The 21,593-nt window shown below is 51.5% G+C and carries 19 protein-coding genes; 14 read left to right on the forward strand and 5 right to left on the reverse strand.

Annotated elements, in window-relative coordinates; all coding sequences use genetic code 11:
• Positions 1–127: 127 nt before the first annotated feature.
• Genes ispE through HNR45_RS02925 form a run of 5 tightly spaced genes read left to right on the forward strand, consistent with a single transcriptional unit; the run spans position 128 to position 4,363 of the window.
• Positions 128–982, forward strand: coding sequence for a 4-(cytidine 5'-diphospho)-2-C-methyl-D-erythritol kinase (gene ispE / locus HNR45_RS02905; RefSeq protein WP_159823030.1), 855 nt, complete (start codon positions 128–130; stop codon positions 980–982).
• The gene (locus HNR45_RS02910; protein ID WP_159823028.1) at positions 979–1,713 is read left to right on the forward strand and encodes a GntR family transcriptional regulator; all 735 of its coding nucleotides are present in this window, start codon (positions 979–981) and stop codon (positions 1,711–1,713) included. Before ispE ends, HNR45_RS02910 begins: the two co-directional genes overlap by 4 nt.
• Positions 1,710–2,207 carry an 8-oxo-dGTP diphosphatase gene (locus tag HNR45_RS02915; protein ID WP_159823026.1) on the forward strand — a complete coding sequence of 166 codons (498 nt, stop codon included), beginning with the start codon at positions 1,710–1,712 and terminating at the stop codon, positions 2,205–2,207. The genes HNR45_RS02910 and HNR45_RS02915 overlap by 4 nt, the downstream gene beginning before the upstream one ends.
• Complete coding sequence (gene mutY / locus HNR45_RS02920) at positions 2,191–3,222, forward strand: A/G-specific adenine glycosylase (protein WP_159823024.1); 1,032 nt, start codon at positions 2,191–2,193, stop codon at positions 3,220–3,222. The genes HNR45_RS02915 and mutY overlap by 17 nt, the downstream gene beginning before the upstream one ends.
• A gap of 7 nt (positions 3,223–3,229) precedes the next feature.
• Entirely contained in the window at positions 3,230–4,363 is a 1,134-nt protein-coding gene (locus HNR45_RS02925; RefSeq protein ID WP_159823022.1) for a metallophosphoesterase, read from the forward strand.
• 34 nt (positions 4,364–4,397) lie between these two features.
• On the opposite strand, the gene HNR45_RS02930 is transcribed toward HNR45_RS02925, so the two are convergent.
• Positions 4,398–4,787, reverse strand: coding sequence for a thioesterase family protein (locus HNR45_RS02930; protein WP_159823020.1), 390 nt, complete (start codon positions 4,785–4,787; stop codon positions 4,398–4,400).
• A 185-nt stretch (positions 4,788–4,972) separates the two neighbouring features.
• On the opposite strand from HNR45_RS02930, the gene thrC reads away from it, so the two are divergent.
• The gene (thrC, locus tag HNR45_RS02935; RefSeq protein WP_159823018.1) at positions 4,973–6,478 is read left to right on the forward strand and encodes a threonine synthase; all 1,506 of its coding nucleotides are present in this window, start codon (positions 4,973–4,975) and stop codon (positions 6,476–6,478) included.
• On the forward strand, positions 6,468–7,226 hold the full coding sequence (locus tag HNR45_RS02940; protein ID WP_235020625.1) for a TVP38/TMEM64 family protein: 759 nt from the start codon (positions 6,468–6,470) through the stop codon (positions 7,224–7,226). Before thrC ends, HNR45_RS02940 begins: the two co-directional genes overlap by 11 nt.
• A gap of 47 nt (positions 7,227–7,273) precedes the next feature.
• On the opposite strand, the gene HNR45_RS02945 is transcribed toward HNR45_RS02940, so the two are convergent.
• From HNR45_RS02945 to HNR45_RS02955, 3 genes are all read right to left on the reverse strand, one after another.
• A complete protein-coding gene (locus HNR45_RS02945) occupies positions 7,274–10,024 on the reverse strand; it encodes a DEAD/DEAH box helicase (RefSeq protein ID WP_159823016.1) in 2,751 nt (916 codons plus the stop codon).
• Between the two features lie 2 nt (positions 10,025–10,026).
• On the reverse strand, positions 10,027–12,123 hold the full coding sequence (locus tag HNR45_RS02950; protein WP_159823014.1) for a site-specific DNA-methyltransferase: 2,097 nt from the start codon (positions 12,121–12,123) through the stop codon (positions 10,027–10,029).
• A gap of 330 nt (positions 12,124–12,453) precedes the next feature.
• Entirely contained in the window at positions 12,454–13,431 is a 978-nt protein-coding gene (locus HNR45_RS02955) for a diaminopimelate dehydrogenase (RefSeq protein ID WP_159823012.1), read from the reverse strand.
• A 160-nt stretch (positions 13,432–13,591) separates the two neighbouring features.
• Here HNR45_RS02955 and HNR45_RS02960 point away from each other — a divergent pair, with 160 nt between their 5' ends.
• The gene (locus tag HNR45_RS02960; RefSeq protein ID WP_159823010.1) at positions 13,592–15,253 is read left to right on the forward strand and encodes an ATP-dependent nuclease; all 1,662 of its coding nucleotides are present in this window, start codon (positions 13,592–13,594) and stop codon (positions 15,251–15,253) included.
• 43 nt (positions 15,254–15,296) lie between these two features.
• Here the strand turns inward: HNR45_RS02960 and HNR45_RS02965 are convergent, their stop codons facing one another.
• Complete coding sequence (locus HNR45_RS02965) at positions 15,297–16,190, reverse strand: fumarylacetoacetate hydrolase family protein (RefSeq protein ID WP_159823008.1); 894 nt, start codon at positions 16,188–16,190, stop codon at positions 15,297–15,299.
• 123 nt (positions 16,191–16,313) lie between these two features.
• Between HNR45_RS02965 and HNR45_RS02970 the strand changes: the two genes are divergently transcribed.
• The 6 genes from HNR45_RS02970 to guaB all read left to right on the forward strand — a co-directional run bounded on the left by HNR45_RS02970 (position 16,314) and on the right by guaB (position 21,587).
• Entirely contained in the window at positions 16,314–18,020 is a 1,707-nt protein-coding gene (locus tag HNR45_RS02970) for a glutamine--tRNA ligase/YqeY domain fusion protein (protein WP_159823006.1), read from the forward strand.
• Between the two features lie 13 nt (positions 18,021–18,033).
• Entirely contained in the window at positions 18,034–18,768 is a 735-nt protein-coding gene (locus tag HNR45_RS02975; RefSeq protein ID WP_159823004.1) for a hypothetical protein, read from the forward strand.
• Between the two features lie 82 nt (positions 18,769–18,850).
• Complete coding sequence (locus HNR45_RS02980; RefSeq protein ID WP_034437290.1) at positions 18,851–19,279, forward strand: flavodoxin; 429 nt, start codon at positions 18,851–18,853, stop codon at positions 19,277–19,279.
• A gap of 48 nt (positions 19,280–19,327) precedes the next feature.
• Entirely contained in the window at positions 19,328–19,753 is a 426-nt protein-coding gene (locus HNR45_RS02985) for a flavodoxin (protein WP_159823002.1), read from the forward strand.
• 170 nt (positions 19,754–19,923) lie between these two features.
• Positions 19,924–20,112 (forward strand): 2-hydroxymuconate tautomerase, encoded by a 189-nt coding sequence (locus HNR45_RS02990; RefSeq protein ID WP_034437288.1) that lies wholly within the window; start codon positions 19,924–19,926, stop codon positions 20,110–20,112.
• A 17-nt stretch (positions 20,113–20,129) separates the two neighbouring features.
• A complete protein-coding gene (gene guaB / locus HNR45_RS02995) occupies positions 20,130–21,587 on the forward strand; it encodes an IMP dehydrogenase (protein WP_159823000.1) in 1,458 nt (485 codons plus the stop codon).
• The last annotated feature ends 6 nt before the right edge of the window (positions 21,588–21,593 follow it).

Here is a 21,593-nt window from a genome sequence, read left to right on the forward strand (position 1 = left end):
TAAATTCGAGTATACTGAATAGGAAACGGATTTATCAAAATACTATTCACTTACGGACGATGCCATCTTCCGTAAGCACCTATATCTTATCTGATTCGCTTGATTTTTGCTAGAGGCAGGTGACTGTATGCAAGAAGAATTGGCACCCGCGAAAATTAATTTGGCACTTGCCATTACCGGCCGACGCGTGGACGGCTACCACAATATCGATACCGTGATGCATTCCATCACGTTGAGCGATTCCGTTTTTTTCAGTCCGGCCGATGAACTGATTTTTCGTTGCAATGATTTAGCGTTACCCTTGGGCGCCGGCAATTTGGCATGGGAAGCGGCGCAGTTGGTGCGTCGCTATGTCGGCCAACGTCGAGGCGTGGCGATTCAACTCAATAAACGTATTCCGGCGGGCAGCGGTCTCGGTGGCGGTTCCAGTGACGCGGCCGCCGTGTTGCGCGGTCTGAACCGATTTTGGCAACTCGGTTTGACGGATGCGGAACTGTTATGGTTGGCGGGCCGACTCGGGAGTGACGTGCCGTTTTGCGTTTTCGGCGGTTGCGCCCGCGGGAGAGAAAAGGGCGATGTGCTGACGCCGTTGCCGGAGTTGCCCGAAACGAATTTGGTCATTGTCATGCCGCCGCTCAGCGTGGCGAGCGCGCAGGCGTACGCGCAGTACGATACGACATCCTTCGCGGGGACGGTCGATGTGACCGGCGTGGTTGCGGCGTTGGGACAACGGCCCGAGATGGTATGGCGACGCTTGGGTAATGATTTTTTGGCGTTGCTCGCGCCGCTGGAACCGAAGTTACAGGAACTTTCCAAGTTTTTGCGCGATCTGCGCTACCCGTATTCACTGACGGGCTCCGGCGCGGCCTTTTTCGTGGCGGTGCCGACGGCTCGCGAAGCGCATTTCGTGATGCGGCAAATCGAACGGGAACAGCGCGGTTGGCGCAGTTATCAAGTTAAAACAAGGGGCGGTTATCAATGAAAAAACGAACGCATGAACGGTTGGCGCCGATCCACTTGGACGCGTATCGCCCGTTGCGTGAACTCGTCGCGGAAACATTGCGCACAGCCATTCAAAACGGCACCTTACAGCCCGGCGAGCGCTTAATGGAACTGCAGTTGGCGGATGAACTCGGCGTTTCGCGCACGCCGATTCGAGAAGCGGTGCGCGAACTGGAAGCGGAAGGTTTTGTGGTGATGATTCCGCGGCGCGGCACCTATGTCGCGGACATCTCGCTGAAAGATATTTCCCAAGTATTTGAAATCCGCACGGCGCTCGAAGAACTCGCGGCCGGTTTGGCGGCGGAACGCATCACGGAGGAAGAACTCGAAGAACTCGAACGCCTGCTCGTGGAAATCGGCGATTACATCGAAAACGGGGAAATTGACCGCATTATCGAGACGGATATTAAATTTCATCAAATTCTGTATACGGCCAGCCGCAATAATCGCCTGAGCGAGATTATCAACAACTTGCGGGAAATGTTGACGCGTTTCCGTTCCGTATCGCTGCATTATCCGGGGCGGCTGCAGGATACCTGGCAGGAGCATCGCGATTTGGTCGAAGCCATTGCCGAACACAACGCGACGCGCGCTCGCAAAATCGCGGTACGACATATGGAAAATTCGGAGCGAACATTATTAAAAGGCATCGCGGAAGATAAATCGGTGGCCGCGTTTCTTACGCAGCAGGCTGGGAGCCGTAAGCGATGAAACCGACAACGCTGGTCTTTGTACGGCGCGATGACGGGGCGGTTCTTTTGGGAAAGAAACGTCGCGGTTTCGGCGTCGACAAATGGAACGGTTTCGGCGGTAAAGTGCGCTCGGGAGAAAGTCTGCGCCAAGCGGCGGTGCGTGAACTGCAGGAAGAAGCGGGGCTCATTGCCCAACCGGAACATCTCGTATTGACGGGGCATTTGCAATTTCGTTTTGAAGACCATCCGGAACTCAATCATCCGGCGACGATTTATATCGCGGATCTTTACGAAGGGCTGCCGAAGCCGACGGAAGAAATGGAGCCGAAGTGGTTTTATCCGAACGCCGTACCTTACGAAGAGATGTGGTCGGGTGATCATCTTTGGCTGCCGCAGCTTTTAGCGGGGCATGCGATTAAAGGCATGATTTTATTTGCCGAGGATCAGGAAGAAATCATCGCGTTTGAATTGCGCGAAGTCGAACGGGAGAGTTTACGTGACGACATGGGTTGAAAAACTGCTGGCTTGGTTTAAGGTCAACGGTCGGGAGCTTCCCTGGCGAGAAGAGCGCACGCCATACCGCACCTGGGTATCGGAAATTATGTTGCAGCAGACGCGCGTGGAGGCGGTACGCGCCTACTACACGAACTGGCTGGAGAAATTTCCGACGCCGGAGACGGTGGCGCAGGCTTCTACGGAAGAAGTTTTGCACGCTTGGCAAGGGCTTGGCTATTATCGGCGCGCTCGCCTTTTGCAGCAGGCGATGCAAGAAGTTCAAGCGCAATACGACGGTGAAATTCCGTCAGGGCGTGACGAACTGCTGGCGTTGCCCGGCATCGGTCCGTACGTAATGGGAGCGATCCGATCGCTCGCCTTCAACGAACCGGAACCGGCGGTTGACGGCAATGTCCTGCGAGTATTCGCCCGACTGTACGGCATCGCGGATAACATTTTGGACGCGTCCGCGCATCGCGAAGTGACGAAACTCGTGGCGGAAGTGTTGCCCGCGGATCGGCCGCAGGAATTTAATGAAGCGCTGATGGATTTCGGCGCGTTGATTTGTATTCCGCGCGCGCCGCGATGCAGCCTGTGTCCTTTGCGCGAGGAGTGCGTGGCCTACCGGACCGGGCAAACGGACACCTTGCCCGTACGTCGGAAAAAAACGCAGCAACAAAAATGGTATGCCGCCGTCGCCGTGGTTGCCCGCGACGGGGCGTTTTTATTGGAACGGCGACCGGAAGAAGGCATGCTCGCCGGCATGTGGCAGTTTCCGCAACAGTTGGCGCGGACGTTGACAGCCGCGAAAGAGGAACTGTTCGCGCAGTATCCGCCGCAGGCCAAGCAATGGTTTTGGCGGCATAAGCATGTGTTTTCGCATCGTATTTGGGAATTGCGGGCGTATCGAGCGGCGCCGCCGTCAACATTAGCGGGCGACTTTCGCTGGGTGCGGCCGAACGAATTTGTAACGCTGCCGATGGCAGGTCCGCATGCCAAACTGGCGGCTTATATTTTAGATCAGGATCGGTAATCAAAAAATGGCTCGAGTGAACTTTATTTTACTTGTTTTATTGACAGTTTCCTTTGTGACGGCTTTTGTAAACTCCGCGTGTCTTACGGGCCTGTGGGGGCTGAACTGGTACAGCCTTTTCGGCGGCTTTTTAAGTGTTTCGTGGCTCGCCGCCGTCTACTACTTTTTTTACGCGGATTTGTATTTGACGACTTTCGCCGGCGCGTTCGGTCGCTTTTTGGCATTGCTCAGTGTTTCCTGGCTGATGTGGCAGCTTGCCGTGGCAGTGCCGCTGGTCATCGTGCGCGTGCTTTCTTTGTTCGGCGGCAAAACGGGGCTTTGGTCGACGCTTACCGCGTGCATTTTGGTCGGCGCTGTCGTCATGATCGGCGCGGGTCTCTACGGTAGCGAACATTTGGACTATGAAACGAAAGAATTACGCTACACGAGTTTACCGTATCAATTTGACGGTACCAAAATCGCGCTCATTACCGATTTGCATATCGGACCGTACTACCACGTCAGTGATCTGGCGGAGATTTTGGAACAGGCGGAACGCGATGAGGTGGATTACATCGTTTTAGGCGGCGACTTGATTGATGACGTGCGGGAACTTCCGGCGTTGCAGAAACTGTTGAAAGAAAAAGCGCCGAACTTCCGACTCGGTATCGATTATGTGTGGGGCAATCACGAATATTTCCGCAACCAGCCGCTGATCGCGGACTATCTTGCGCAATCGGATATTCGCGTTTTGAAAAATGAGCACGCCACGCTTTCACGCGATGGCGCTACTATCTATGTGGCCGGTGTGGATTATCCGTTTGAACGCGGCGAGAACTTGAAAGCGCAAGCCAAAGAGTATACGGATCAAGCCATGGCGGGCATTCCGGAACGTGCGTTCGTGATGTTGCTGGCGCACCACCCGCAATTTTTGGAAGAAGGTTTCACGCGTCACGTTGAGCTGACGTTGGCCGGACATACGCACGGCATGCAGTTCGGTCCCGCCGGACAGACCTTTCCGCTGATGTATCCGTACAATCGCGGCCTGTTTACGCGCGGCGCAAGCGTCGGTTATGTCAGTCGCGGCGCGGGCGGCTGGATGCCGCTGCGCGTATTTTGCGATCGCGAAGTGACCTATTTCACATTGAAACGCGGACGTTAAAAAAGATCCTCTACGGAGGATCTTTTTTTATTGCTTACTTGCGTGCTCGGGTCGCGGCGTTCGTTAAAAAACGCGACGTATTCACCAGGACGCGCGTATGTGTGCCTTCGGCGACCACGCCGATCTCATCACGCACCGTCACGGTAAATTCGTATTGTCGTCCGGTGTGCGCCGTTACCTCGGCGCAGGCGGTCAGCGTCATCCCGACCAAGCTGGGAGCGGTGTGCGTGAGAGAAATGCGCGTGCCGACCGTAGTTTCGTCATCGTTCAGGTGCGGCGCGAGCGCGGCGACGGCGGCCGCCTCCATCGCGGCGGCGATGACGGGCGTCGCGCACACGTCGACGGTGCCGCTGCCGACGGCCGCGGCCGTATCGGTGGCGGCAATAACGCGGGTAAAGCTTCCTTTGCTACCGATCATGGACATGGTATACCTCCTCCGTTTTTTATATTGTACCGAAACGCGGTTTTTTTGTCAGGTGCGCCGCGCTTGACGCATCTTCTCGTATGGTATAATAGGTACTAAATTATGCACACAAATCGCGGCTGTGAAGCCGGTTTATGCCGTTGGGGCATGTTAGGATCAGGCGCAAGCCAAAGGAGATGAACACCATGAATTTTGTCAGTACGCGCGGGCGCGCTCCGTCCGTTACCGCCGCGGAAGCTCTTGTTTCAGGTCTGGCACCGGATGGGGGACTGTACGTTCCGGAATATTTACCGGCGCCGCGTGAGGACTGGGAAACAACGGCGGGTCTGACATACGCGGAACTCGCCGCCGAAGTATTGGCGCTGTTTTTTACCGACTGGGAAAAAGAAGAACTGTTGACTTTATGCCGCAAGGCATACAACGGGACATTCAATATGCCGGGGATTATTCGCGTGCGCAAAGTCGGTGAAAAACGCTACTTCACGGAACTGTTCCATGGCCGGACGCTGGCGTTCAAAGACATGGCGTTATCCTTATTTCCTCATTTACTGCAAGCCGCCAAGAAAAAACTCGGGCGCACGGAAACGACGTTGATCCTGACCGCGACCAGCGGCGACACGGGCAAAGCCGCGTTGGCAGGATTCCAAGACGTGCCGGGGACGGAAATCATCGTATTTTATCCGGAACACGGCGTCAGCCCCGTGCAAAAATGGCAGATGCAGACCCAAGCGGGCGAAAACGTGCATGTGTACGGCGTCGAAGGTAACTTTGACGACGCGCAGACATTTGTCAAAGCGGCGTTTGAAGATCCGGACCTGCGCGCTTATGCCAAGGATCACGGCGTGGCGTTTTCCAGCGCCAATTCGATCAATATCGGCCGCTTATTGCCGCAGATCGTGTACTATATTCGCACCTACGCGGAACTCGTCAAAGCGGGCGAGATCAAAAAAGGCGAAGCGTTTGATGTCTGCGTGCCGACCGGTAACTTCGGCAATATTTTGGCGGGTTACCTCGCCAAGCAACTGGGCGTGCCGATCGCGAAACTGATTTGCGCCTCGAATGAAAATCACGTCTTGACGGACTTTTTCCGTACGGGCACTTACGATCGCCGCCGCGAATTTCACGCGACGCATTCGCCCTCCATGGACATTTTGATTTCGTCCAACTTGGAACGCTTTATTTACTACTTGCTGGACGGTGATGCGCAGGCGACCGCGAACTACCTCGAAGAACTTCGCGTAAACGGCCGCTTTACCTTGCCGGAATCCGCTATGGCGCGGGCCGATGATTTCCTGTGCGGTTGGGTGGATGACGAAGAAACGGTTCGCCTCATGGGCCGCATGCACAAAGAGCACGGCTATGTAATGGACCCGCATACGGCGGTGGCGGTCGGCGTGAGCGATCAGTTGCAAGAGGAACGGGACGGACGCCTGTTGGTCATTATTTCCACGGCGAATCCGTATAAATTCCCGGACACCGTCGCGCAGGCGTTGAAACTCGACACGCAAGACGCGACCGATGACTTTGATCGCATGTGGCAAATTGCCAATATTTCCAGCTTGCCGCTGCCGATTCAGTTTTTCCATTTGCGCGAAAAACAACCGCGCTTTCATGAGAGCGTCGAGAAAGAAGACTTGCAGGACGTTGTGCGCAAGACTATTGCCGCAATGACGGAGCATAATGAAAATTGACATGCAACATACGCAGTGGAGCGAAGCGGAAGAGCGTCGTCTCAAATGGGGACTGGTCGTATTTCTGCTCGCGATCCTGGGTGGGATCCATCTTCTGGATCCGACATTTTACGGTACGATCTGGCACCTTTCCATGGTCGGCGACTTTCACGGCACGGTCGAATACTTGCGCGGCTTTGGCGTATGGGCGATGGCCGTCAGCTTCTTTATCGACGTCATCATCAATATCGTCGGCTTTTTGCCTTCCATTTTCCTGTCGGCCGCCAACGGACTCGTGTTCGGCATTTGGCTCGGTATTCTGATTTCCTGGGCCGGTGAAACGGTGGGCGTGCTGATTTCGTTTTGGCTGATGCGCACGATCTTCCGCGACATGGCGAAACGCGTCATCGAGCATAATAAAATGCTCACCAAGCTGGACTCGTACTCGACCATGTGGGCGATGTTGATCGCTCGCGCCGTGCCGTACTCACCGAACGGACTGGTGACGGCGCTCGGCGCGCTTTCCCGCATCAGCTATCGCGATTACCTGATCGGCACGGCTTTGGGCAAATTGCCATCTGTGGCGATTGAAGTCGTCGTCGGACACGACGTCGTTCTCGCCTCGGAAAATCAGACGCGCCTCATGGTGATGATCGCCGGCATCACGATTGTCTACGGCGGTCTGTGGTGGTGGAAACGCAAAAAAGATCAGCGCGACGCCGCGCGCCAAGCGCAAGACAAAAGCGCGCAAGACGAAGCGGAAAAATAAACGCAACAAAAAAGAGAACCGAGCGGTTCTCTTTTTTTATTTACGTATTACAGCTTACTAAACTCGCCGTCTGTATCAAAAAGACGAGCGAGCTCTTCATCCGTCATGATTTTTAAAACTTTTTCACGAACGGCGCCCTTGGACATATCCAGCCTTTTAAATCTCACATTTCCTACAGCATCTTTGCTTTGACGAATAAGCTCAATCCTTCCTACGCCTGTGTTTTGTTTTGCGTATTCCGCGAAGCCTTTTGCTTTCCCGAGATTGTCAGTAAAAGCAGGATTATGAGGTTCCAATATATCAATAATATAGTCATCAGGATCAATAGGATCTTTGCGAACGACAATGAAGTCGGGATAAGTAGCCTTCGTCTCTCCATTCATTTCATACGGAATGCATAAAGACCAAGAGGCTCTTGAAGGATTTCTTAACCAGCAGATAAAGTCCGGTCGCTTTGATTCTTCTTCCAAGACACCCTTTTCCCAGTCATTAAGCCTAATTTTCGCATAGCCGTCATCATTAACAAACAGATGATTATAGTATATTGTACCGTTTGTATCATGAGCGACGGTTATGGTTTCAGGTAAACGGAAGTTATGCTTACTGATGAAATCTCCATCGGAGACAATACGGTCGTATTGCTTGCGATAGCTTTCCGACAGTTTTGTCATATGTCTGCGATACTTATCATTGATTTCATAATAGGTATCTTCGACATATTTATTTAATTTTTTCATGCATTCATCATCTAAGGAAAAAAGAATCACATCGATTTTCAAATCGGCCAATTTATTCGGGTCATAATGCTTCTTGAGATAAGCCTTGCCAATTCCCTCTGAACCGAGACGCGTTTCAGCCATTTCGAATTGACGATCAATATCCGCATCCGTTGAGAAAAATGAATCTTCTTCATATCCGGAGTGAATGCTTTCTCCAAAGACGTCGAAGACTTGTGTAGAAAGTTTGAATTTTTTTGCCTTCTCTACAAGTTCGTCATAGCTTCCTTGTTTTTTTAACTCGCGCACGTAATTAGAAATCAAATCCACAATCTTTTCACGAGCAGTCGAGAGGACGGATCGGTCTGTATTTGTCTGATTTAATAAATGAGCAAGGGCAAACATGGACTTCATGTAGTCGTTTATGCGCACTTTTCTGACATGGTATGTCAGAAGGCCGGAATCATTGATTGCCTTGACGATTTTTTCGCGGTCAATCTCAGGAATAACAGCGCCGGAAGAAGGGGCATTGACGGAGTCGGCACTTTCCTTGGTTGCATTTTCTGCGGCATCATCCGGCTTGCCACTCGAGGTCGTATCAGACTCATTTTTACTAAAAGAAGATGGTGTGATGGATTCTAAATTAAGTTCCTGTTGCCCGGGTATTGGCTTAGAAACAGGGACGTTTCTTCTTGGACGGACGGTCAAGGTTTCCAGCTTTTTATTTTCAATGGATTCTCCAAAGATATCCGTAGGAATAGAGCCGCCTTCTTCCGATTGCAGAGCCTTAATAACATCTTCCACCGTCTCTTTTTCAAAGAAAGGAAGATACAGATGAACATCGTTTAAGGTGTCATCCACTTGAATGCGCATTTGCATAGGCGTTCTTACCATACGACCTAAAAGTTGAGCGATATAGGTCGCATCCTTTGCCCGCCGAAAACTCATCATCGTTTCCGCTCTTGGACAATCCCACCCCGTAGACAGACTTTCTTTAAAGAAGACCACCTTAATATTTTTATTGTCTTGAATACGTGACGGTTCTTCATAAGGAACTTCAAGTCCGGCGATGGTAATAGAAGAATCTGTGTCACCGAAAGTATGAATAACTTCTCCTTTAGAAAACTTGCATCCTGTACGTTCTTCTATTTTTCTGAGGACATCATCAAGGTCTGTTGCCGAGATATCGGACGCTGTTCCATTTTCTACCTGAACGACAAAGATGGGATTTACATAGGCGTAATGTTGCTCATAGCAGTATTGCGTCCAGTGATCCCATTTATTTTTCCAGTCATCCGCAGCGGCTTGTAAAACAGCCATGGCCTTATTGACAGAAGATTCCTCCGAATAGGAAATGACAATGCGGTCTTTTAAGAGTCCGGACGAACGAACTTCTTCCGGTGTTACAACGACTTTGTGAATGGTAGAGGAAGTGCCTTCAACCAGGGTATTAAAACGTTCTGATGTTGCCGACATGCCAATTACGACAGGCATTGGCGGCAGCTTGTCTTCTTCGCTTCCTTTCAGAAACTTTTGCATGATGGTCGTTGCCCGTCCCGCTTCACGCCCCTGCATGCCGCGGTGGGCTTCGTCAATGATGAAATACAGACGGTCCGATTTTTCAAAAGCTGTATTTCGTAGTGTCTCCCAAATGGTGTAGGTACGATTGTCACCCGTTTTGGTGAGATTTTTGTCTCTTCCGATTTTTTGCGTATTCAAAAAATAGATATGACCGTCTTCTAAAAATTCCATATCAAAATTTTCGTCGGCAATAGTAACGCATTGACCAAGTCGGATTTTATCCGCTGTAATGTCGATTTTCAGCTTTGACTGCTCGTTCAGTTCGGGAGAATCGGAAAGCCATACAAAAATGGCGTCCGTTTGCTCCGGATAGTTTTCATCTCCGAAAAGCACGCTTTCAATAAAAGCCGTCATGATAATGGTTTTGCCTGCGCCTGTCGGAGCAGTAAAAGAGATTACCTGCGGAGTATGTGTTCTTTGATAGCTGCCCAAAGCTTCCGCCGTATTCATACGAAGATTTTTTAATGCCATTTCTTGAAATGGAAATAATGATGCTTTCATTTTTACCTCCCCGTATTGATACGGAAGTTATCCAAATAATCACGATAGAGTTGATACGAGGTCTCTGCCTTTAAGTGGGAGGCCATATCTCTATATCCGCTTACGGAATCGGTTACAATGAAAACTTTTTTGATGTTTTCATCGGCATTTGCTTTGTCTTTGAAATCCGAAAAAGCATACTCATCGACAAGCACGGCAAAGCCATTCTCGGGGAAGAGGAGCATGGCCGGGATTTCTTCCGACTGAAGCATGGGGCAAGGGCCAATGCATTCTGTTTTCATCCATAAAATCGGCACGAGTTCTTTCAGCTGTTTTCCTAAAGCCACGGCATTTTTGTCTAAAAATCCAAGCTTGAAAAAAGCGGCGTTGCTTTTAAAACCATCCGACATCGGGAGATCACTGTCGAGATAGTTGCCCTTAAGAGCGTTGCCATTCACGTCGGTTCCTCTGGTGGAGCATACGGTGCGTGGCCAAGTGACGTGGTGGGCAATTCCCAATTCTTCCCACTGCGGATCGCCCGGTTTAAAACCGGCTTTTTTTAGTTTCTTTGATTCTTCATTAGACACTTCATTATTGGTCACCATAATGCAGCGACGATGGCCGCCGTCCTCGGCATTGAGGAGATTGACAGCATGTAAAGTTGTGCCGGATCCTGCGAAAAAATCAAGGATAAGGGCATCAGGTTTGTGAGCTACAAAAAAGCGAATGGCATCGTGGACTGCATAGAGCGATTTTGGAAAATCAAAGCGTTTATCAGGGAAAATTTTATTTAATAAAGACGCACCTTGCTCTCGTGCACTGTGACTTGAAATACGCCATTGTGTCCCTGGAACGAATGGAGCCCCGCTTTCTGATGCATCTCCTAACAATATTGTTCCATATTCATCTTTACCAAGTATAGGGAATAATCCTTTTTTTACTTTTTCTCGCTCACCCTTTGCTAAATATTGTGGGACGTAACCCCATTTTTTGCTATATGTTACACGGATGAAGCCTTGATTTAATAGTTCACGCAAACTATCTTGACTGATTTGCCAGCACCCCTCTGTTCCATCTGTTTTCATTGGCCAAACGGCGATACAATTTGGAGGGATACAAGCAGCTCTAATGTTTTGTGTAAAATCAAGTGTTTCTCCAGCCCCTATAATATGTGTTCCATCAGCACTAATAAAGATAGGATAAAATTGGTTTTTGGCCTCGGCTCTCGTATCATGAGATCCTTGTCGTCTTATTGGTCGCCAACGAACAGAATCTTTGCCTGTTGTTTTTGCTGTAAGCCACTCCTCATTAAGTGGTAATTTTGCAGGAATACATCTACCAAAACGAAGAATATAAATATATTCATCCGTTCGATAAAAATCTCCAGAGCGAGCAACTCCAGTAGGATTAATCACACTGCTCACCATCTGCATTCTTGCTTCCGGAAATAGTTCCTCCAACAAGCACCCCAAATGCAAGTACTCTTTTTCATCAATGGTGCAAATAAGTACGGAGTCTTGTGGATTGAGCAGCTTTTTTGCAAGCTTCAATCTTTTTTCCATCATGGATAGCCACTTGCTGTGGCGATAGGCATCGGAGGAGTCCACGTAGTCATTGTTGTATTTCCAGTCTTTCGCACCGGTATTATAAGGCGGATCAATGTAAATACAATCCACCTGGCCGGCATAAAGATACTCTAAAAGCTGGAGCGCGTGATAGTTATCCGCTTCAATTATCGTATGCCAAAGGTCACTATCCGGCGCGTTTTGAATATGATCGATAGGTTTTAAATAAGGATAAATGGCTTCCCCAAACTCAGCAATCGATACAAGCTCGTCCACTGGGAGCTTAATCATTGCCTGCGTTTTTGTATCAAGGCAATTTGCTTTTTCGGCAGCGATGGATTTCACGATGTAGGTGGTGTTAATTTGTTTATCCTTAATAGCGACCCTGCTTCCGACATGAATCGGCACATCATAAAGCGCCGTGCATTCAGGAACATGGTCTTCAAATACCAGACCGAATTTTTTCTGTTTGGACAGTTTTTCCACTTCAGTTTTGATACGATCTCTTAACTCGGGATCTTCTATTTGGTTGATTAAATCGTTAATGGCCGCCATGTTATCTTTATCCCTCACTTTTTACCGTTATCACAATATGAAAGTGATTCACTTATCTTTCATCTTCATCGTACTACAAGGTTCATTGCATTAGGGTGATTTTATATACATAGGTAGCATAAATAGAGAATAAGTAGATTTTGTATTATTATGTACTAAAATTCAACTCTTATCAATATACATCCGTGTAAACAGTCAATAAGCCGTAGGAAAACAGCATTGATTGAAGCGGGAAGCCGCGCGCCAAACGCAAGAAAGCGAACGGAAGGACGCGGAAAAATAAACGCAATAAAAAAGAGAACCGAGCGGTTCTCTTTTTTTATTTACGTATTACAGCAGGTGGCGAATTTCTTCCGGACTTTTCGCGAGCAGGTAGGCCGGCGGCACATCGAAGATGGTGATGCAACCGTTTTTGCCTTCCGCGGCCATACGCATCAGCGCGCGCGTGTACGCGACGATGACGCTGGAGGTGAAGTTCGGATTGCTCGCCAGGCGCAGGTTGTATTCTATGACTTGCGCTTCCTGCGGCTGTGTTTCGCCGACGCGCAGAACAAAGCCGCCGTGCGGCATCGCGGCGTGGTCGCGGTCGAGTTCTTCCTGCGAGATGAAATGGATTTCCGTTTCATAGCCTTCAAAATAATTTTTGAGGTGGCGGATTTCGTTTTCGACCCGCGCTTGGTCCGCGCCGTCTTCCAAAACGACGTAGCATTCGCGCAAATGCGATTCTTGCGCCGTGAAGTCGCTCATTTCACCGTTGCGCGCGCGTTCGAGGTATTCTTCCTTGGGAACGGTGTATTGTTTGGCATCGGCGACGCCCGCAATGCGGCGGATCGCGTTGGAGTGACCCTGGCTGATGCCGCGACCCCAGAAGGTATAATTTTTACCATGCGGTAAAGCGGCTTCGCCCAAAAGACGCATCAGCGAGAAGAGACCCGGATCCCAGCCCATGGAGATGAGCGCGACTTTGCCCGCCGCTTTGGCGACACGATCCATGCCGGTGAAATGTTCTTCAATTTTGGCGTGCGTGTCGAAGCTGTCGATGACGTGGAAGTAGCGGCCGATTTCCAACCCCTGTTCCATGAGATCGTTGGCGGAGCCGCCGCAGAGGATCATCACATCGATTTTGTCTTGAAACGAGGGGATCTGATCCATGGTGAAGACCGGTGTGCCGCTTGCCGAAGTGATGCCCGAACGGCGGGAAAAAATGGCGACGAGTTCCATGTCGTCGGCCGCCTGCAACGCGATTTCCGCGCCGCGAGCGATGTTGCCGTAGCCGACGATGCCGACGCGAGTAGTGGTTGTTGTCATAATGATTCAATCCTTTCCTATGAAAAGCATGATGTAAATGTAAATTTGTAGTTTTAATTATAACAAATTTTCAAAATAGAAGTCGTGTTTCTTTTCGTCATTTATGCATGCGGATGGAGAATACGCTATAATACAATTGATAGTTGGGGAGGTGACGGGCTTGCATATTGTCAGCATGGAAATTGAAAATTACCGTACTTTTCGCCACGTGCGGATGGTTTTTGACAGCACGCAAAATTATTTGGTGGGCTCGCATAATATCGGCAAAACCAATTTTCTGAAAATACTTGAAACTTTACACGAGAAAACAGGCTTTGACGCGGATGATTTTCGCGATAAAGATAAACCGATTCGCGTGTTTATCGCTTTGCAGATGGAGCATCGTCGCCAGCTGGTGATCAACGGGAAACCGCTTGACGACGCGGACGGACTGTTGCGGCTGGAGGTGTCGCAGGAACCCGGGGCGGAAACGTTCACCATGCGCAATCTCGAACATCATGAGGTGCTTCCCGAAGACTGGAAGCAATCCGTGCGCTATCTGACGCACTTGCCGACGGGCATGCAGCGCAACGAACTCAGTGACGCGGCGCGCGCCGATTTGCGTGATATTTTAGGCCAATTCATCGCCGAAGAGGGCGAGCGTCTGCGTTCGATTCTGCACGATATGGCAAAACATTCCGGCGCGGATGTCGCGGCGGTGGATCGCCTGTCCGATTCGCTGGATACCTGGGTGGATTATCTGACGGAGTCCGACGGTTCGGAACGCGACGCGGACGATACGTTCCGCATGCTGATGCTGACGGGCTTTCAGATGTTGCGCGAATTGATGATGCTCAATGATGACCCGCGGGAACCGTTTCGGGATTATTTGATTGTCGATGACAAAGGCCGCAAGTATCTGCCGCTCATTATCGGCATCGACGAGCCGGAAATTCACCAGCATCCGTATCGCCAGCGCACGTTGATTGAGTTTTACCGCGGCATTTTGGCGAATGAAAGTCCGCTGATGTGTGAACTCTTTCAGCGTTTTCTCGGCATTGACGGTTTGGAAGGACAGCTGTTCATCGTCACCAACTCGACGGATTGCCTGATTGACGATTACCGCTATATTTTACGTCTGTACCGTGATGAGACGGGGGAAGTCCGCGCGGCCAACGGCGCGGAATTCAGCTTCGAGCCGGGGGTGGAAAAACACCTGATCATGCATTTTCCCGAAGTGAAAGAAGCGTTATTCGCCCGCTCGGTGCTGATTGTGGAAGGCGAGACGGAGTACGGCGCGTTCGCCGGTTTCGCCAAAACGTTTGGTTACCATTTTGATTTTCTCGGTGTTTGTCTGGTTAACGCGCGCGGCGAGAGTTCGATTGTCAAGATCGCGCAGCTTTTTGAACGCTTTCATCTCGGCACGGTGTCGCTCTATGACAGAGACGTCAGGATGAAGACGCCGCGCGGTGAAAATATTTTCTTTACGGATGAAATTTGTCTGGAGTTGGATATCGTCGAGCATATCTCGCGGAAAAACAAATGGGAAGTATTGTACCAGGTCGTGCACGAATTAGCGGAAGGCGACGATTTCGTGTACAAGGACATGGTCAAGCGCGCCGTGAGCAAATGGAAACCGGATCCGAAACGCATGTTCCAGTCGCGCAAACTGAAAAGCATCGGAGGACGCGATGAAGAGGGTCGACGGTTTTACTATTTCGCGTGGTTTTACAGCAATAAAGGGGTGTTGGTCGGTCGCTTGCTGGCGCAATACCTGGATGAAGATTTGATCCCGCCCGCGTTTCGATATCCGATCGAACGAGCGGCGGAGTTGGCCAAATAAATGCAATAAAAAAAGCGGCGCGAGCCGCTTTTTTCGTGGGAAATTATTGTACCGTATTTTTCAGCGTGCCGATCCCGTCAATGGTGACTTCGACGGTGTCGCCCGCTTGCAAATAGCGCGGCGGCGTAAAGCCTTTGCCGACGCCGGCGGGCGTGCCCGTTAAAATGATATCGCCCGGGAGCAGGGTGACGCCTTGCGAAAGATCGGCAATCAGCTGCGCGACGGAAAAGAGCATTTCATCGGTTGTCGCCGCCTGACGCAATTCCCCATTGACTTTCGTGGTCAGATGGAACGGCTCGTCCGGCGTGCCAACCAAAATCGCGGGGCCGAGCGGACAACTGCCGTCAAGACTTTTACCCAAGAACCATTGGCCGCGTTCGCTTTGCAGATCGCGCGCGGTAATATCGCAGGCGATCGTGTAACCGAACACGTGATCCAACGCCTGCGCGCTGTCGACCTGTTGCGTCGTCTGACCGATGATGACGGCCAGTTCGCCCTCGTAATCCAGCGCCTTTGTTACGTCGGCATGGCGCGGCAGAGGCGCTAAATGCGGCAACACGGTCGTTGTCGCTTTCGTGAAATACACGGGCGCCGACGGAAGCGGCGAGTCTTGTCCGGAAAATTCGCTGACATGCGCCGCGTAATTTTGGCTGACGCAAAACAGATTGCGGATCGGCAGAAGCGGCACGTCCCAAGTCACCTCGTCAAGGGCGAGCGGCGTCAGCGCGAGCGCTTCATTTTCTTCCTTTTGCGTGAGCGCGCTTTGTAAAATCACGAGACCTTCGGGACCGTTCGCCACCAATTCGGCGACGGTCGCGGGCAAGGGTATGAATAATGCTTCTTCCAATTCGGCGGCGCGCAAGATGTGGGCGCCGTCAGCGGTTATGATGCCCCATTCGGGCAAACCGAGGTAGGAAAAGCTGACAATTCGTAACATAGTATCATCCTTTCTGTACGCTGATTATACCACGGCGCAGATCGGCAAAGAGTGTGGTAAAATAAAAGATACATATAAGAACGTAACAACGGCAAACGGAGCGTTTGTCGGCAGGAGGAGATTATGACGGAGACGAAGACGCCGGAAGTGGCCAGCAGCAATTTTATCGAAACGGAAATCAATGCGGATATCGCGAAAAATGTGTATACCGATAATCGGGTGCATACGCGGTTTCCGCCGGAACCGAACGGATATTTGCATATCGGTCACGCGAAAAGCATTTGCTTGAATTTCGGCTTGGGAGAAAAATATCAGGGTAAAACCAACTTGCGTTTTGACGATACGAATCCGACCAAAGAAGATGTGGAGTACGTCGAATCGATCGAAGAAGACGTGCATTGGCTCGGTTTCCATTGGGACGGTGAAGTGCGTTTCGCCTCGGATTATTTTCCGCAAATGTACGAATACGCCGTGCAGCTGATCCGCGAAGGCAAAGCGTACGTGGACGATCTTTCGGGCGATGAAATCCGCGAGTACCGCGGCGATTTCAATACGCCGGGCAAGGAAAGTCCGTATCGTAACCGCCCGATCGAAGAAAACCTGCGTTTATTTGAGGAAATGAAAGAGGGGCGCTACGCCGACGGCGAAAAAGTATTGCGCGCCAAAATCGACATGGCGTCGCCGAATCTCGTGATGCGGGATCCCGTGCTGTATCGGATTTTGCACGTGCCGCATCATCGCACCGGCGATACCTGGTGCATCTATCCGATGTACGATTTCGCGCATCCGGTATCGGACGCGATTGAACGGATCACGCATTCGGTCTGCACGCTGGAATTTGAAGCGCATCGTCCGCTCTATAACTGGGTCTTGGAAAGCTGGTCGGATCCGGAGCATCCGCGGCAGATTGAATTCGCCCGCCTGAATGTCACCACGATGATTACCAGCAAACGCAAATTGCGTCGGCTGGTGGAAGAACACATCGTCAGCGGCTGGGACGATCCGCGCATGCCGACGATTTCGGGAATTCGCCGCCGCGGTTACACGCCGGAAGCGCTGCGGGATTTCTGCGATCGCATCGGGGTCGCGAAAAACGACAGCTTGGTGGATATCAGTCTGCTTGAATTTTGCATTCGCGAAGATTTGAAAAATAAAGCGCCGCGCCTGATGACGGTGCTCGATCCGTTGAAAATTACGCTCGTCAATTATCCGGAAGGGCAAACAGAAGAACTGCCGATCGCCAATAACCAGGACGCGCCGGACATGGGCGAACGCATGGTTCCGTTTTCACGAGAATTGTATATCGAACGGGCCGATTTTATGGAAGAACCGGTGAAAAAATTCTTCCGTCTGGCGCCGGGCCGCGAAGTGCGTTTGCGCAACGCTTACATTATTCGCTGTGAAGAAGTCGTCAAAGATGAAAACGGCGAAATCATTGAATTGAAATGTACTTATGATCCGGACTCCAAGAGCGGCTCGCCCGGCAGCAACCGCAAGGTGAAAGGCGTCGTGCATTGGGTAGAAAGGCATACGGCGGTACCTGTCGAAGCCCGTTTGTATGATTATCTCTTCCCGGAAGATGATACCGATGACGGACGCGATTTCGTCGAGAAAGCCAATCCGGATTCGTTGGTCGTCAAACAAGCGGTCGCGGAGCCCGCGATTTTGGATTATCCCGTGGGAACGCGTTTCCAATTCATTCGCCAGGGGTACTTTGTCATTGATCCGGATACGACCGAAGAGCATCTCGTCGTGAATCGCATTGTCGGTTTGCGCGATACTTGGGCGAAATTGCAAAAACAAAAAGAAAAAGAAAAGCAGGCCAAGTAAGAAGGGAGACGTCATGAAACAATTATGGATCGCCGCCGCGCTTGCCGTGCTCGTTTCGGGATATACGGCTCTGGCCGCGGACGCGGTTGTGCCGTCGCTGGGGAAATGGACCCTTCCCGCAGACACGACGCAGGTGGCGGGAGAAGTATCGGTGCGCGGGACAAATGGCGCGCCGAAAATCTCCGCTTTTTACCAAGACCAAGGATTTAAAAACGGCCATTACTACCTGCTGGTACGACAGAATCAGGCCGCTTTCGCATATGCGGCGCTCGCGGTGATTCCGCAGGAACGAGCGGTGACGCCGCGGTATGATCGGACGCGTTCGGTGTATCGCCCCGTACAGAAGGAGCGTGGTGCATATTACCAAGTTCCGGAGCAAAAGGATCTGTTGGCGGAGGCGCGCAACCGTGGCGTGTATCATCGCGACGCGAAAAATGATCGCTTGCAACGGCACGCCATGACGTCAAAAATGACGCTCGATGAAGCGGCAGCGTACTGGAACCGCGAAGTCATTCCCGCGATTCCGAACCGCGCTGAAACCGTCGAATTCATGCCGACCAAAGGCAATCGAATCTACACGGCGACATGGACGACCAGTCAAATGGAAAAGGGCATTCTTTACCGCGAGATCACCCATGCCGAACTTTTGAAGAAAAACGGCCAAGTATACGCGGTGTTAGTCAGCGCCGATGATCGTCAAAGAGAATGGCTCACCCGGCTGACGCAGGCGCTTGGCGCGTGGCATTGATTCGGATTGACAAGGGCATGTACTATCGTTATGATAGGCGTAGTAAAGAAACATATATCTGGCATCTTAGAGGAGGCATATTATGGCTAATATAGCAATTGTGTATTGGACAGGATCCGGCAACACCGAAGCGATGGCGAATGCGATCGACGAAGGCGCCAAAGCGGCGGGCGCGGAAACGCAACTTTCTTTCGTGACCGACGTTACCGCGGACGATATTGCCGCATTTGATTATATTGCGCTCGGCTGCCCGGCCATGGGTTCGGAACAGCTCGAAGAATACGATTTTGAACCGTTTTATGAAGAACTTGCCGGACATCTCGCCGGCAAAAAAGTAGCGCTTTTCGGTTCGTATGCATGGAACGACGGCCAGTGGATGGACGACTGGGCCGGTCGTGTTGCCGAAACCGGCGCGGACATTGTCGCGGATCCGGTCAAAGCGTACGCGTACCCCGATGATGACGCGCTTGAAGCTTGCCGCCAACTCGGCGCAGCGTTAGCGAACGCCTAAACCGAACGCCACGTTTACGTGGCGTTTTTCTATCTGAGGAGGGAACGTATGAAAGTCGCTGTCATTTATTGGACGAACACCGGTAATACGGAACAGATGGCGGAAGAGATCGCACTCGGCGCACGGGATGCCAGCGCCGACATTACCCTGACCGCATATGCGGACACCACGCCCGCCGAAGCATTGCAAGCGGATCAGCTGATTTTGGGTTGCCCCGCCATGGGTATCGAGGAATTGGAGGACGGGGAAGTCGTACCGTTCATGCAGGAACTCTATCCGCAACTCGCCGGTAAACGGGTCGCTGTTTTCGGTTCGTGCGGCTGGTCGCACGGGGAATGGTTGACCAAGTGGGTGCAGGAACTCAGCGATGCCGGCGCAGAGGTTGTCGCTCCGCCATTGTCCTGCCAAGGTACGCCGGATGATGAGGCACTGGCCTCTTGTCGCAAGTTGGGACAAGAGCTCGCTCAAAAATAAAACTGAAAAAGTCGCCAACGGCGACTTTTTTAGATAGCCGATATCGCCAACGGATAAATATCGTAAAATTTGTCCGCGCGGCACGGGCAGAAAATGTGAGTAAAGTGCTCTCGGTATGCTATAATAGATAAAATATAGAAGAAAACAAATTAACGATACGGAGGAATCTTATGCCTGTCATTCATGTGCATTTGCTCGCCGGGCGCAAAGTGGAGCAAAAACGCGCCTTTGTGAAAAAAGTAACGGATGCGGCGGTCGCCGAATTGGGCTGTCCGGCCCAAAATGTTAGAATTGTTTTCCATACACTGACGAAAGAAGATCTCGCTGAGGGCGGCGTTTTACGCGCCGACCGCGACTGAAGGAGAGGGAGCGTGCGATGATGGACGAAAAATTTCAAAAAGAAGGTCTGACATTTGACGACGTGCTGCTGATACCGGGGGCATCGGATGTACTGCCGCGCGATGTCAAAGTGGACACCTGGCTGACCAAAGAAATTCATTTGAATATTCCGATTATGAGTGCGGGCATGGATACCGTCACCGAATCGGGCATGGCGATTGCGATGGCGCGCGAAGGCGGCATCGGCGTCATTCATAAAAATATGACGATTGATGAACAGGCGCGGGAAGTGGACAAAGTCAAACGTTCCGAACACGGCATCATTGTCGATCCGATTTACCTCGGACCGGACAACCTGCTGCAGGACGCGGAAGACCTGATGGCGCGCTACCGTATTTCGGGCGTACCGGTTACCGTGGACGGCAAGCTCGTCGGTATTATCACGAACCGAGACATGCGTTTTGAAACCGACATGTCGAAAAAAATCGGCGAAGTGATGACGAAAGAAGGTCTCGTTACCGCGCCGGAAGGAACGTCATTGGAAGATGCGAAACGTCTGTTGTGGGAGCACCGCATCGAAAAATTGCCGCTGGTAGATGGCGCGGGCAATTTGCGCGGTCTGATCACGATTAAAGATATCGAAAAAACAAAAAAATATCCGAACTCCGCGAAAGACGGCAACGGTCGTTTGTTGGCGGCGGCGGCCATCGGCGTTGGCAGTGACATGCTGGAACGCGCGGAAGCATTGGTAGGCGCCAATGTGGATGTGCTCATTGTCGATACGGCGCACGGTCACTCCGCGGGCGTTATTCGCGCGGTCAAAAAACTGCGCGAAGCATTCCCGCACACCAATCTGATCGCGGGCAACGTAGCGACCGGCGAGGCGACCGAAGCATTGATCGAAGCCGGCGCGGATGCGGTTAAAGTCGGTATCGGACCGGGTTCGATTTGCACGACCCGTGTCATCGCCGGTATCGGCGTACCGCAGATTACAGCGGTTTATGACTGCAGTCGGGTGGCGGCGCGTTACCATGTGCCGGTCATCGCCGACGGCGGCATCAAATACTCGGGCGACATGGCTAAAGCCTTAGCGGCCGGCGCCAGCGTCGTCATGCTCGGCAACCTTTTGGCGGGCACGCAGGAAAGCCCGGGCGAAACGGTAATTTACCAGGGCCGTTCGTACAAAGTGTACCGCGGCATGGGCTCGCTCGGCGCGATGAAAGCGGGCAGCAAAGATCGCTACTTCCAGGAAAACATGGACAAATTGGTGCCGGAAGGTATCGAAGGCCGCGTACCGTACAAAGGCACGGTGGCGGATTCGATTTACCAGATGGTCGGCGGTCTGCGCGCCAGCATGGGTTACTGCGGCGCGAAAGATCTGGAAGCCATGCGTTCGGAAACTAAGTTTGTGCGCATTACCAATGCGGGACTGATTGAAAGTCATCCGCATGATATAAATATCACCAAAGAAGCGCCGAACTACAGTATGAATTAAGGTGCC

Origin of the sequence: Negativicoccus succinicivorans, assembly GCF_014207605.1 — a bacterium.
Classification (GTDB): Bacteria; Bacillota; Negativicutes; order Veillonellales; family Negativicoccaceae; genus Negativicoccus; species Negativicoccus succinicivorans.

Excerpts from the sequence above, each read along its gene's own strand:
- HNR45_RS02975 (WP_159823004.1), top strand. The coding sequence starts at position 18,034 with ATGAAACAATTATGGATCGCCGCCGCGCTTGCCGTGCTCGTTTCGGGA.
- HNR45_RS02955 (WP_159823012.1), bottom strand. The coding sequence starts at position 13,431 with ATGACAACAACCACTACTCGCGTCGGCATCGTCGGCTACGGCAACATC.
- HNR45_RS02970 (WP_159823006.1), top strand. The coding sequence starts at position 16,314 with ATGACGGAGACGAAGACGCCGGAAGTGGCCAGCAGCAATTTTATCGAA.
- HNR45_RS02965 (WP_159823008.1), bottom strand. The coding sequence starts at position 16,190 with ATGTTACGAATTGTCAGCTTTTCCTACCTCGGTTTGCCCGAATGGGGC.
- HNR45_RS02940 (WP_235020625.1), top strand. The coding sequence starts at position 6,468 with ATGAAAATTGACATGCAACATACGCAGTGGAGCGAAGCGGAAGAGCGT.
- thrC (WP_159823018.1), top strand. The coding sequence starts at position 4,973 with ATGAATTTTGTCAGTACGCGCGGGCGCGCTCCGTCCGTTACCGCCGCG.
- HNR45_RS02930 (WP_159823020.1), bottom strand. The coding sequence starts at position 4,787 with ATGTCCATGATCGGTAGCAAAGGAAGCTTTACCCGCGTTATTGCCGCC.
- HNR45_RS02990 (WP_034437288.1), top strand. The coding sequence starts at position 19,924 with ATGCCTGTCATTCATGTGCATTTGCTCGCCGGGCGCAAAGTGGAGCAA.
- HNR45_RS02910 (WP_159823028.1), top strand. The coding sequence starts at position 979 with ATGAAAAAACGAACGCATGAACGGTTGGCGCCGATCCACTTGGACGCG.
- HNR45_RS02985 (WP_159823002.1), top strand. The coding sequence starts at position 19,328 with ATGAAAGTCGCTGTCATTTATTGGACGAACACCGGTAATACGGAACAG.
- ispE (WP_159823030.1), top strand. The coding sequence starts at position 128 with ATGCAAGAAGAATTGGCACCCGCGAAAATTAATTTGGCACTTGCCATT.
- HNR45_RS02915 (WP_159823026.1), top strand. The coding sequence starts at position 1,710 with ATGAAACCGACAACGCTGGTCTTTGTACGGCGCGATGACGGGGCGGTT.
- HNR45_RS02945 (WP_159823016.1), bottom strand. The coding sequence starts at position 10,024 with ATGAAAGCATCATTATTTCCATTTCAAGAAATGGCATTAAAAAATCTT.
- HNR45_RS02980 (WP_034437290.1), top strand. The coding sequence starts at position 18,851 with ATGGCTAATATAGCAATTGTGTATTGGACAGGATCCGGCAACACCGAA.
- guaB (WP_159823000.1), top strand. The coding sequence starts at position 20,130 with ATGATGGACGAAAAATTTCAAAAAGAAGGTCTGACATTTGACGACGTG.
- HNR45_RS02925 (WP_159823022.1), top strand. The coding sequence starts at position 3,230 with ATGGCTCGAGTGAACTTTATTTTACTTGTTTTATTGACAGTTTCCTTT.
- HNR45_RS02950 (WP_159823014.1), bottom strand. The coding sequence starts at position 12,123 with ATGGCGGCCATTAACGATTTAATCAACCAAATAGAAGATCCCGAGTTA.